Here is a 12,311-nt window from a genome sequence, read left to right on the forward strand (position 1 = left end):
AACACGCTGAAATCAAAACCCTATTTCTAATGGTTTCCATTAGAACATACTCAGGATAATCTCACAACTAAAAGCGACTAACGCTATCTATTATGACCAAAATCTGCTAATGGAAAATCTGGGATAATCCTGCCGTTCAGAAGGGCTGCTTTAATATCCAGAGGGTCGATACCTCGAAGAGATGCCCTTTCTATGGCGTGGACTTTAAGCTGATAATTTCCTTTTTTTACCTGCTCTTTTATCCATTCTATGGTCATTTTGTATCCATTTGGCTATCACGCCTCGATCTTTAATACCTTGAATTTCATAATGTTTTTAATTTCAAATCATTTCTTCCATGATTTTTTTGCGTGAACGTCGCTTAAAATACCTTATACTCTCTTTTCCCCTAAAAAAGAACTGCTGGGAATATTAATCAACCTTGCTTCCAGGTTGTTTGCGCAGGACAGGTCGAGGCCTTTATTGCACCACTCCCCATGACTATTTATTGTTCGCATAATATACGCCCCCCAAAAAACTTAGTAAAAGCTTTATAACTCCTCACCGTGTCATTTCGAGGAGCATAGCGACGAGAAATCCATGTCCCGAGCAGAGCAAGGGATCTTTGAGACTTCTCACATGCGTTCGAAGTGACGGGAGAACGTTCGGAATGACGGGGGGAGAGGTCGAAGTGACGGGGGAAAGGTCGAACTCTGACACAATCGATAATGGTCTCCTTTCTCCAGGTCGGCATGGGTCATGCCCTCAGCCAACAGCAAAGAGTCCCTACCAAACCGTTTTGACGTGTTGATAATTCCTGATTTTATCATCTTTCGTAACCAGAAACGCGCCCAGGGAAATTGCCGTGGCAATGATGATTCGATCCGCAGGATCACTATGCAGTTCACCCGGCAATTGGACTGATTTCAAAGCGATACTGTTGCTGACGGGCACAAAATGAAAAAACGGGAGGGCTTCCGAGGCGGCAACCCAATCATCAGGAGACATCGTCAGCACCAGCCTACCTCTCGCGACAAGCACAGCCACCTCCCAAGCACTGATGGAAGAAATAAAAATGTTCCGCCCGGTTACCGCCTCATCTATCGTTCGTTTCGCCCTTTCAGAAAGAAACTGCGGGCTGCCTACCCACCAGATCCATGCATGCGTATCTAAAACAATCATCGAAGCGCCTTCCAATCCTCCACAGTAGCAGGCTCCAGGGGATCGTCATACCTCACAACAGAATTGCGCAGAATCTTTAATCTATCCTCAGGATCAGCAGTATAGGGCATAACCTTCAGCACCGGTCTTCCTCGATCTGTAATGATCAGCGTCTCGCCGCTCTCTTCAATGAGACGAAAATATTCCAGAGATCGCGGCTTAAATTGAGACTTTGATACTATACGGTCCATATTCAGACACCCCCTTTTTTGATAGTGACTATGGTCATATGACTATAGTCACATGACTTTGTCAACCCAAAAATTGAACTGCATCACCATCCCCCGATGGCCACCCAAAACCCCACACCCGCAGGCTTTTTTAAGGCCTGAAGAACAGGTTTTGAGACCTTGATACCTTTGCAGAACCTCGCTGTGAGGCCTTTATCTTTTTCATTTCGACCGCTCCCCTGTCATTTCGAACGTTCCCCTGTCATTTCGAACGGTTATTGTCGTCATTTCGACCGCAGGGAGAAATCTCATGGGATTACGATAACGACAGCGATGGAATAGAAAGATTTCTCGTCGCTTCGCTCCTCGAAATGACGGAACAAAAGCGCTCATCGAAATGACGGACCTTAATGTGCTCATCGAAACGACGGGACAAAACACTCATCGTAACATCGGACATAAAACGCTCATCGAATTGACGGAACTTGAACGTCCTTCGTAATGACGGACCTTAAGGCGTTCCTCGAAATGACGGAACAAAACACTCATCGTAACATCGGACATAAAACGTTCATCGAATTAACGGACCTTAAGCGCTCATCGAATCGAATTGACGGAACTTGAACGTTCTTCGTAATGACACGATTCAGAGGTCTCGAAGAGGGGTGTGCCTGTGGAAACGACGGCGGTACTGCCGGTGTTTGCTTTTTGGGGCTGGTGTTGTCACTGCCGGTATCCTTCCGGATGGCGCCGGTGCCACTCCCAGGCCGACCGCACGATGGTCTCGAGGTTTTCGTAGCGGGGGTTCCACCCCAGTTCTGCACGGGCCTTGTCCGAGGCGGAGATGAGTTCCGCAGGGTCTCCCGGCCGTCGGGGACCGAAGGACCAGGGTATGGTGGTGTTGGAGACGGCTTCGGCTGCCTGGAGGACCTGGAGGTTGGAGCAGCCTTTTCCGTTTCCCAGGTTGTAGCAGGCCGCGGGGGTGGCCTGGAGATTCTCAAGGGCGAGGATGTGGGCCTCGGCAAGGTCGATAACGTGGATGTAGTCCCGGATGCAGGTGCCGTCCCGGGTGGGATAGTCCTTGCCGTTGATGGTGAGGCGGTCGCGCTGTCCCAGGAGAACCTGTATGATGACCGGTATGATGAGGGTCGGTTTACGACGGCCGTCGCCGCGGAGCGTGGTGGCTCCTGCGGCGTTGAAGTAACGCAGTGACGCGTAGGCCAGGCCGTGGGCCCGGTGATACCAGTCAAGAATGGTTTCAAAGAGAAGCTTCGATGCGCCGTAGGGGTTGACGGGGGCCTTGGGATGGTCCTCGTCTACGGGCAGGTAGGCGGGTTCGCCGAAGATGGCTGCCGTGGATGAGAAGATGAACCGACGGCAGGTATGGGCGAGCATGGTGTCAAGAAGTGTGATACCCTTGACGACGTTGTTGCGGAAATACGTTCCCGGATCGGCCATGGACTCCTCGACCTGAGTGGAAGCGGCGAAGTGGAGGACACCATCGATGGCGTGAGAGCTGAAGATGACGTCAAGGAGGGCCCTGTCGCCGCAGTCGCCCTGGTAGAAGGGAACCTCCGGGGGGAGGGATTCCCTGAAGCCGGTCTGAAGGCTGTCGATGACGACGGCGGTGTAGCCGTGGTTGAGGAGTGTTTCAACGCAGACCGAGCCGATGTAGCCGGCCCCGCCCGTTACGAGCAGTGTCATGGGATCCGTTTCAGGTAAGGGTGGTCAGGTTGCGTGCTTCCGGGACTTCTTTCTCTTTGTTTTGCCTTCTCCGTAGTAGTAGTGCTGGTAGTAGTGGTAGTAGTAGCCACCGTTGCGGCTGTCCACGTCGTTGAGGACGGCGCCGAGGACGCGGCCCTGGACATCCTCGATCTGTCGTATTCCCGCGGCAATGATGCGGCGGCTGGTTGAGCCGGCCTTGATGATGATCACCGTTCCGTCCACGAGGCGGGAGAGGAGTACCGGGTCGGTGACGGCCGTAATGGGGGACGTGTCGATGATGACCCGGTCGTAGGCCTGGCCCCACTCCTGGATGAGGGTCTTCATCCGTCCCGAGGCGATGAGTTCCGCCGGGTTGGGGGCCAGGGGGCCCGAGGGTATGACCTGGAGGTTCGGCGAGGCGGTCTTCTGGACGAAGGAGCGCCAGTCGCCGTCGCCCACGAGGACGTTGGAAATGCCTTGCTCGTTGGAAATGTCGAGGTTCTTGTGGATGCGGGGACGGCGCATGTCCAGGTCCACCAGGAGGGTCTTCTCGCCGGCAAGGGCCATGACCAGGGCGATGTTGGTGGAGGTCACGGTCTTTCCCTCTGTGGCGGTGGCGCTGGTCACCAGGACCATCCGTGGCGACCGGTCGGGCGTGGAGAAGAGGATCCCCGTGCGAAGGCCCCGGTAGGCCTCGGCCGCCTGTGACGTGGGCTCCTGGAGTACCGGGAGGGCGCCGTTGCCGTCGCCGGCCTGGGCGGTGAACCGGGGGATCGACCCCAGGTAGGGAAGGCCGAATTGTCGTTCCAGCTCCTCCGGGGAGTTTATCGTGTCGTCGATGTACTCGGCAAAGAAGGCAAGACCGATGCCCAGGCCCAGGCCGATAGCCAGGGCGATGAGCATGCCCTTGGCCTTCTTGGGATGGGCGGGGAATCCGGGCACCTCGGCGCGGTCCACGACGTAGATGTTGACCGTGCGTACCTCCTCGCTGACGCTGCTTTCGTTGAGGCGCCGGAGAAGGATGTCGTAGAGCTGGCGGTTGGACTCCGCCTCCTGCTGGAGCATCTGGAACTGGATAGCGATCTTGTCGCGGCTGATGGTCTCGTTCTCGCTTTCACGGAGGGCCCGGGTGAGGGCCCGTTCGCGCTCCAGGGAGACCTCGAGGTTGGCCTTGAGGGAATCGACGATGTTGAGGATCTCCTGCTTCTTGAGTTCCGAGAGTTTCTGGATCTCCTCGTTGAGGGCCACCATCTCCGGGTGCCGGGGACCGAACCTGTTGGACTTTACGGTGCGCTCCCGAAGTAGTTCCACCTCCTTGTTTTTCAGGGATATCATGACGGGGCTGGCGGCAACCTCGGGGATGGTCTCGGCGGTCTCCGGGTTTCGGGACAGCTCCAGGGCCTTGTTGTGCTTTACCTCCGCTTCGATGCGGCGGTTCGTGGCATCCATGAGCTGGGAGTTGACCTGGCTTAAGCGCTGGCGGCTGATGTCCGCGGTCTGGCGGCCGCCCTCGGTCTGGCCCGCGGCAAGGGAGAGGCCGTGTTTCTCCCGGTACTGCTGGATGGCCTGTTCGGAGGCCTCCATCTTGATCCGGGCTTGCTGGACCTGCTCCTCCAGGAACTGGGTGGCGAACCGGGTGCTCTGGAGCCGGAGGCCCAGGTTCCAGTCGATGTAGGCCTGGACAACGGTGTTGGCCCCCAGGGCTGCAAGGCGGGGGTCGATGGACTGGAAGCTCACCTCGACGATACGGCTGTTGCGGACGGGTTTGATGGAGAGGTTCGACTGGAAGGCGTTCACAAGCCCCGCGTCGGCCTCCTGCTCCGTGCCGACCAGGATGTCCGGACCGTCGTCGGACGGGTCGTGTCCCGAGGAAAGGAAGGGCAGCTGGGCGGTGACGGCGGCAATGGTGTCCCTCAGAAGTTTCCGGGGGGAGAAGCCTTTCACCTCGTCGGGCCGGTACTCGGGGTGGCGGTTCAGGTTCAGGCGATCGGCGGCGTCGCGGGCGATGGCCCGGGACTCGAGGATCTTGTACTGGGTCTGGTAGAAGTCCTGGCCGCCGGGGTCCATGACGAGAACCTCCTGGAGGGAGAGGTTCGGGTTGGCTCGCTCGATGAGAATGTTGGCGGTGGAACGGTAGACGGGGACGGCGGTAAAGAGATAGATGGCCGCCGCCGTGAGTGCCGCCAGAACGCAGAGGATGACCAGGCGGCGGCGCTTGCGTATGGTGTGCCAGTACTCCAGGAAATCGACCGTTTCATCGATCCGCTCCATGATGGTGCTTTTTTCTTTAAGGGACATGGGTATTCCTTGGGGGCGTTGAGACCTTTGAGATGTCAAAATTTAAAGGTCTCTCGTTGTCAGAAAAAACTTTCCGGGACGATGATGGTGTCGCCGGGCAGTACCCGGGCCTCCATGTCGGTCCTGAACTCGACCTTGGTCCCGTTCTGATCCCGGGCGATACGGGTGCGCTTCGGCGCCGCCTTGGCCGTCAGGCCGCCGGCCATGCTGATGGCCATGAGAATCGTGGTGTTGCGTTCGAGGTTGTACCTGCCGGGCTTGCCCACCTCGCCGGTGACAAAGAAAAAGGGCATGCGGGGCACGATGATGGAGTCCCCGTCGTGGATGGTGATGTTGTTGCCGCTGTCACCGGCCAGGGCGTCCTTGAGGTTCACCCGGATGATCCGGTCCTGGCCGCTCCGGGCGTCATCGAGGGTGAGAGCGTGGTTCACGGACCTGCCGGGCCTGATGATGACGACATCCTCTCCGGCGTCCTTGGTGGGGCCTCCCGCCTGGGAGAGCACGAAGAGGATGTTGTTTTCCCGGGTCACGGCGTAAGTTCCGGGATTGTTGACCTCGCCCATGAGGAAAACCCGCTGGCTCTTGTACTCCCTGACGGTGACCGAGACCTGGGGGTTGACGATGTAGCCGTCGGAAAGCCTGCCGGCGATGGCCCGGGCGAGGTCCGTGGTTGAGAGACCCTCAGCCCTGACCTCCCCTATGAGGGGGAAGGAAATCATTCCCGTCAGCGACACGGGCATGGTCCTCTTGAGATCGTTATGATCCCAGACGATGATCTCCACCACGTCCTCGCTGCCGATGATGTAGTCGTCCTGGGCCGTGAGGGACGCCGGCTGCAGGATAAACAGGCACAGCGCGATGAACAAGAGAAAGAGCGGGGCCCCGTTCCGGTGATCCCGCCCTGTCCGGTCAGAATGAGATTGAGTCATTGCTGTCTCGGTGTCCTTTCCGAGTCGGTCCTTCAGTGCACCGTGGATGCCTGTCAGAAGGAAATCCTGCCCTTGAGGAATACGACATTCTCGGTCCCGTCATAGCGGATGAAGGTGGAATCCCTGTCGTAGTAAGAGTAGCTCAACGTCCACATCAGCCAACGCTGCATGACGTAGTCCGCGCTGAGGGTGGTGTAGAGGATGTCGTCGCTTCGGTTCTTGAGAAGACCGTCCGTGTCGGTGGACGGGCCCTCGTGACGCTCCCGTCCGAAGCCGATGGAGGCGTTCAGGCGTATCTTCTCGTTCATGGAGAGGATGTGGCTGTAGCCCAGGGAGTAGTCATCGCGGGTGTAGGCTGCGTTGGTGTCGATGTCCTCCTCGATGGTCCGCGATCCCCTGAGGCGGATCGTATCGAAGGGTGACAGCCCGTAGGTCAGGTCGACCCGGGTCGAGAAGGTATCGAACCTGGTTTCGTTTGCGAATTGAGGCGTGTCGTATTTTCTCTGGGTCCAGCCGAGCTTGAGGTGCCCGCTGAGCTTCGCCGTGGGGTCGAATTGGAGACCCACGTAGGCGGTGTCGTTTTTGTTGTCACTGGAAGGGCTCTTCGAGTAGTCCACCGTGGAGCGGGAATACTCGACCAGCACTTCCGTCTTTGGCGCAATGCGGTAGAAGATGGACCCGCCGCCCAGGTGACGGTCAAAATCTCCGGTCCTGTCAAACTCGTTGTCGTAGCCATAGGCGTACAGGTTGTACCAAGCCGCAACGGCCCACCGGTCGGAGAAGCCGTACCGGGCCCTGGCAAGGAAATCGTTTGACGCGTAGGGCTTGGCACGATAGGGGTCGGCGGAACCTGCCAGGCCCGGCTGTTCACGCCACTTGCGGGTCACCTCGGAATCGATGTAGTCGTTTTTGAGGGTAACCGCGAGGCCGCCGGGAAAGTCAAGGTTCAGGCCGGCGGTGAACAGATGTCGCGTGTAGTTGTTCTCGTCACGATCCTTGTGACGGTAAATGTCGGCGAAATAACCCGCCTTCACGCTGTGCCTGCGCAGGGGAAGGATTAGTTCGAGCCCCGGTGATATGGTGGTAATCCAGTCGCTCTCTTTTGCCTTCCCGTCATAGCTTCGGTAAACATTGTCCGTCCAGGTCTGGGTGATACCGATGGAAGGGTGGACCTCCAGAGGCCCGGCCTTTATGTTCCCCTCCCCTGCCCGCGGCTGGCCCCAGACGGGAAAAGCCGCCAGTGTGAACACCAGGACTATGAAAACTGTCATGCATTTTCGTATCATATGCTCTCACCTCGTCAGCTTGGTTTGGATTGAGACCTTTATTTTGTCATTTCGAGGAACGTCTTAAGGTCCGTCATTACGAAGAACGTTCAAGTTCCGTCGTTTCAAGGAGCACCTTAAGGTCCGTCATTTCGAGGAGCGCAGCGACGAGAAATCCATGTCCCGGGCAAAGCGGGGGATCTTTCAGACTTCTCACATGCGTTCGAAGTGACGGGGGAACGTTCGAAGTGACAGGAGAAAGGTCGAAATGACACAATCGATAGTTTTTAAAGATCTCGGATTATCGACTGGGGGAGGGGCTGCCGCCTCCGCCTCCGCCTCTTGCGGCTTCGGGACCTGTATCCCCGATGCCCCCAAGGGCGCCCGGGGCAGGTGCGTCACCGTAGGTCCCTCCCGCTGTGGCCCCGACGGTCGCGTCACCGGCATCCCCGCCGGCATCGACAATGGCGGCCACCACGACGGAGCGGGCCATGCCGGCCTCGGCCGCCGCGGCGGCTGTCACGGCGGCGGCGCTGCCGAGCACTCCGGGTGACACCTTGCCCTCGGCGACGGCGGCCTCGACGGAACTGTAGAGAGAGGCGACAAAGGCTGAATCAGCCCGGGCGGCGGCATCCCAGCCTCCGGCGGGCGCAATTCCTGCTGCTGTCAGCGCATTGATGGCATCGTCCGCCGTTGCCCCTTCGGGCAGGTCCAGCGCGAGCAGCCGGGCAAGGTTCAGGGCCACCTCCCCCTGGGTCGCTCCTTCCTCCTGGGCCTGGAGCGAGGCGGGACCAGCCAGGAGCAGGGCCGCAAGAATGATGAGAATGAGAACGAATCCGGGAATACAAAACCTGCAGCTTCTTACCATGACACCCTCCTTTCATGGGTAACAGCGTTGTGTGGGTTGATGTATAAGTAAGGTCTCCGGTTTATTGATTTATGGCGCTTATGGCACTATTGCGCAAAATACCAAGGCCCACCTCCAGCGGGTCCAGGCCGGCGAGCATGCGCCGGGGGTTCTCCTCCAGAAGGCGGCGCGTCCCCTTTTCCCCGATCCTCTTCCGAAGCAGAACCGCGGCCCCGGAGAGTACCGGTCGCCGCCGGGTGGGCGAGTGAGCATCGGTGGCCACGAAATGGATCCGGCCGCTGTCCAGCAAGGTCAGGGCAGCTGTCTGCGCCGCGTCGCCGAATTCCCCGGTGAGGCTCATGGCGGTGACCTGCACGAACACACCCTGCCGCACCCATTCCCCGACGAGGTCGGGGCGCTGCCGGATCATGCGGTTTCGTTCGGGGTGCGTAAGGATCGGCGTGAATCCCCTGAAGCGCAGAGCGGTAAAATGATTACCCACAAAGGGCGGGACCGCTTCCGAAGGCAGTTCGATGAGCACGAAATGTCCCCCGGGGCAGAGCTCGGGATTATCTTCGAGGAAGGCCACAATGTCAGGATCGACGTGTATGTCGCCGGCCATCAGGAGGTTGAGCCCGATGGCCTCTTCCTGAAGACGCTGTTTCAGGAGATCGTAAACCGGACGGATGGTGGCGGCATCGTTCTCGTAGCGGCCCCGGTAGCAGTGGGGCGTCGCCACGATCGTTTGAATACCGTCATCCCAGGCGATGCGGCACATGGCCAATGCATCGTCCATGGTTTCGGGTCCATCGTCGAGGCCCGGCAGAATGTGACAGTGTATGTCAATCAGGCTCCCACCTCCGGTACGGCAAACCTCCGGCCCTTCGGTTACAAGAAGAGACCTTTAAACTATCGATTGTGTCATTTCGACCTTTTTCCTGTCACTTCGAACGCATGTGAGAAGTCTGAAAGATTTCTCGCTTTGCCCGGGACATGGATTTCTCGTCGCTGCGCTCCTCGAAATGACAAAATTAAAGGTCTCGAACCGATGAGCCGTCGTCGTTTCTATCGTTCTTACCGCCATATGGCAACAACGCCCGGCCCAAAGTACCCCGCGTCGACCGGCGTTGAAAATGAGCCCGTCCGCCGCTCTGCCCCTGTTGAAAAGGATAGAACATAAAGCGGACAAATCTGTTCGTTGCTAAAACCTTTGAAAAGCTATAGATTGTGTCATTTCGACCTCTTCCCTGTCACTTCGAACGCATGTGAAAAGTCTATAAAGGTCTCCTGACTGTCAAACGTTGTAGTGTTGATGGTCCCGTAAAAAGTCCAAATTTCCCCAAAAAAGTAATTTTAAACTTGAGGTTGCCATATTTGATAGCATATGGCAAGCAAAAAAATCCCCAATACCCCATGTCAAACCGGGGGTTGCGGTAGGGGGAACATATCATTCGAGATGAAACGGATGTGAACCGAATATGCGAACATATCCAAAGCAACCCCCGGACGATGGGAATCGGATAGATTGTGCGTCTCAACCGGATCGCAGGGGCATGCCCTGCCCGAATTGGATGATTCTGGTACCTGGGGCGGGAATCGAACCCGCACAGAGTCAAACTCCCAGGGATTTTAAGTCCCTTGCGTCTACCAGTTCCGCCACCCAGGCACGTTTCAGAAGGTTTCGGAGTGTCTGCCTATAATATGTATGGTCGGTCTGTGTCAAGGGCATACTGCCTCCGCGGCCGGGGGCGCAAGCCCCCTTATTTGCTCTTGATACAGGGTATCCTGCTGTGATAGGCACATCACATTGCAGGTTCCGGAGAGATCATCCGGACCGGTCAGGAGGTCGCGGAAACCATGAAGGACGCCGATATCCGCATCACCGGCGGAACGCTGCTGTCGATGGACGGGAGCGGAGACGTCCTTGACGGCGGAGCCGTTGTCGTTCGGGGCGACACCATCGTCGCCCTGGGAAAGGCCGACGACATCAACAGGACCTGGCGGGCGAAGAAGACCATCACCGCGGAAAACTGTATCGTCATGCCGGGCCTCGTAAACGCCCACACCCACGCCGCCATGACCTGCTTCCGGGGCATTGCCGATGACCGGACTCTCATGGACTGGCTCAACAATTTCATCTTCCCGGCGGAAGCGAAAAACGTCAATCCCGACCTTGCCTACTGGGGAAGCCTGCTGGCGTGCGCCGAGATGATCCGGTCCGGAACGACGACTTTCTGCGATATGTACATCTTCGAGGACGAGACGGCCCGGGCCGCCGCCGAGGCGGGCATGCGCTGTCTCCTGGGAGAGGTTCTCTTCGATTTCCCCTCCCCCAGCGTGAAAACCCCCGCCGAGGGAATCACGTATACCCGCATGCTTCTGGACCGATGGGCCGGCCATCCGCTGGTCAATATCGTCGTGGAACCCCACGCCCTGTATACCTGCTCGCCGCCGCTCCTGAAAGACGCCAAGGCCCTGGCCGACGAATACGGGGCACCCCTTGCCATGCATCTCCTGGAGAATGGAAAGGAAAGAATCGATCTGGAAGCGCGACTCGGAACCCGGGCTACCCGCTTTCTCAAGGACCTGGGCCTCCTGGACGAGCGCTTCTTCGCCTTTCACTGCGTCGCCGTGGACGGGGAAGACATGGATATCCTGGCCGATCACGGCTGCGGAATAGTCCACAATCCTGAAAGCAACATGAAGCTGGCCTCGGGCGTAGCCCCCGTAACAGCCATGCTGGAGCGGGGCATCACCGTCGCCCTCGGCACCGACGGCGCCGCCAGCAACAACAACCTGGACATGTTCGCCGAGATGGACACGGCGGCCAAGCTCGAAAAGGTGGCCCGCCTGGATCCCACCATCATGCCGGCCCCCGCGGTGCTCCGGATGGCTACCCGTGACGGCGCCGCGGTGCTGGGCATGGGACATATCACGGGCTCCCTCGAGCCGGGCAAAAAGGCCGACATCATCATCATCGACATGAACAAACCCCACCTGACCCCGCTCTACAATGCATATTCACACCTCGTGTACGCCGTCAGGGGGGACGACGTGATCACCTCCATCATCAACGGCCGGATCGTCATGGAAGACCGCCGGCTTACCACCATCGACGAGGAAGCCGTCATGGGCCGGGTCCGGGATATTGCCCGCAGGGTACAATCAGGCCTGACGGGATCGTAAAAAACGGCCGTTTCAAAAGATGAAGACCGTATATGCCTCGTGCCCCTTACCGTGGTGCGTCAGGCCATTCATTATCGTCGGATCATTCTTTCGGGCAGGGCGTTGACGAATCCCGGGACTATATTTCATGGTCCCGCATTTTTTTGTTGCATTTTTATCGATTTCGGCGCACTATCGTCACACGTTACGCAGCTTTTTCTCCGCACCCCACGTGAAACGAACCACCGACTTCTTCCGCGGCCTCACCGGCCGCGTTCTTGTTTGTGATTCCTCCTCCCCGCAGATTCTTTTCCGGACTCCCCCGACCGTGTCGTTGTGGAAGGGCATTGCCCGGAAGCCTGCAATCACAAGTTGTACTGAACGAACAACGGAGGAGGAAAGGGAAATGAGGTATTCTCGAAGTGTTTTCTGTCTGGTTGTCTTTGTCTGTTTTCTCGCCCTCTGGGCGCCGATGCTGGCGGCCAAGGAGAGTGGATCCCCGGTTAACATCAATACGGCATCCGCCACGGAACTGGCCACGTTGAAGAACATCGGCCCGGCCCTGTCACAGCGGATTATCCAGCACCGTGAAAACAACGGCCCCTTCCAGCGGCCCGAGGACATCATGAATGTGCCCGGCATAGGCAGGCATGTTTTCGAGACCAACATCGACCGGATACAAGTCGATAGTGAATAAGGGGTCGGTCGGCCCCGTACAGGGCAGCACCATGTA

The 12,311-nt window shown here is 57.9% G+C and carries 11 protein-coding genes and 1 tRNA gene; 2 read left to right on the top strand and 10 right to left on the bottom strand.

Annotated features, from left to right (window positions below; translation table 11 throughout):
- Nucleotides 1-83 precede the first annotated feature (83 nt).
- The 10 genes from M0Q23_07960 to M0Q23_08005 all read right to left on the bottom strand — a co-directional run bounded on the left by M0Q23_07960 (nt 84) and on the right by M0Q23_08005 (nt 10,079).
- Complete coding sequence (locus M0Q23_07960) at nt 84-257, bottom strand: DUF4258 domain-containing protein (protein ID MCK9528558.1); 174 nt, start codon at nt 255-257, stop codon at nt 84-86.
- A gap of 508 nt (nt 258-765) precedes the next feature.
- On the bottom strand, nt 766-1,161 hold the full coding sequence (locus M0Q23_07965) for a type II toxin-antitoxin system VapC family toxin (GenBank protein ID MCK9528559.1): 396 nt from the start codon (nt 1,159-1,161) through the stop codon (nt 766-768).
- The gene (locus M0Q23_07970) at nt 1,158-1,391 is read right to left on the bottom strand and encodes a type II toxin-antitoxin system Phd/YefM family antitoxin (GenBank protein MCK9528560.1); all 234 of its coding nucleotides are present in this window, start codon (nt 1,389-1,391) and stop codon (nt 1,158-1,160) included. Before M0Q23_07970 ends, M0Q23_07965 begins: the two co-directional genes overlap by 4 nt.
- Nucleotides 1,392-2,093: 702 nt before the next feature.
- A complete protein-coding gene (gene galE, locus M0Q23_07975) occupies nt 2,094-3,074 on the bottom strand; it encodes a UDP-glucose 4-epimerase GalE (GenBank protein MCK9528561.1) in 981 nt (326 codons plus the stop codon).
- 24 nt (nt 3,075-3,098) lie between these two features.
- A complete protein-coding gene (locus M0Q23_07980; protein MCK9528562.1) occupies nt 3,099-5,372 on the bottom strand; it encodes a polysaccharide biosynthesis tyrosine autokinase in 2,274 nt (757 codons plus the stop codon).
- A gap of 59 nt (nt 5,373-5,431) precedes the next feature.
- A complete protein-coding gene (locus M0Q23_07985; protein ID MCK9528563.1) occupies nt 5,432-6,301 on the bottom strand; it encodes an SLBB domain-containing protein in 870 nt (289 codons plus the stop codon).
- 53 nt (nt 6,302-6,354) lie between these two features.
- A complete protein-coding gene (locus tag M0Q23_07990) occupies nt 6,355-7,587 on the bottom strand; it encodes an outer membrane beta-barrel protein (protein ID MCK9528564.1) in 1,233 nt (410 codons plus the stop codon).
- Between the two features lie 280 nt (nt 7,588-7,867).
- A complete protein-coding gene (locus M0Q23_07995; GenBank protein ID MCK9528565.1) occupies nt 7,868-8,434 on the bottom strand; it encodes a hypothetical protein in 567 nt (188 codons plus the stop codon).
- 61 nt (nt 8,435-8,495) lie between these two features.
- Nucleotides 8,496-9,209 (bottom strand): hypothetical protein, encoded by a 714-nt coding sequence (locus M0Q23_08000; GenBank protein MCK9528566.1) that lies wholly within the window; start codon nt 9,207-9,209, stop codon nt 8,496-8,498.
- Nucleotides 9,210-9,991: 782 nt separating this feature from the next.
- Nucleotides 9,992-10,079 (bottom strand) — tRNA-Leu (locus M0Q23_08005).
- A 191-nt stretch (nt 10,080-10,270) separates the two neighbouring features.
- On the opposite strand from M0Q23_08005, the gene M0Q23_08010 reads away from it, so the two are divergent.
- Both M0Q23_08010 and M0Q23_08015 read left to right on the top strand, forming a co-directional pair.
- Nucleotides 10,271-11,599: an amidohydrolase gene (locus M0Q23_08010; GenBank protein ID MCK9528567.1), complete on the top strand. Its 1,329-nt coding sequence runs from the start codon at nt 10,271-10,273 to the stop codon at nt 11,597-11,599.
- Between the two features lie 385 nt (nt 11,600-11,984).
- Entirely contained in the window at nt 11,985-12,275 is a 291-nt protein-coding gene (locus M0Q23_08015) for a helix-hairpin-helix domain-containing protein (GenBank protein MCK9528568.1), read from the top strand.
- The last annotated feature ends 36 nt before the right edge of the window (nt 12,276-12,311 follow it).

The organism is Syntrophales bacterium (assembly GCA_023228425.1).
In the GTDB taxonomy this organism is placed as follows: domain Bacteria; phylum Desulfobacterota; class Syntrophia; order Syntrophales; family UBA2210; genus MLS-D.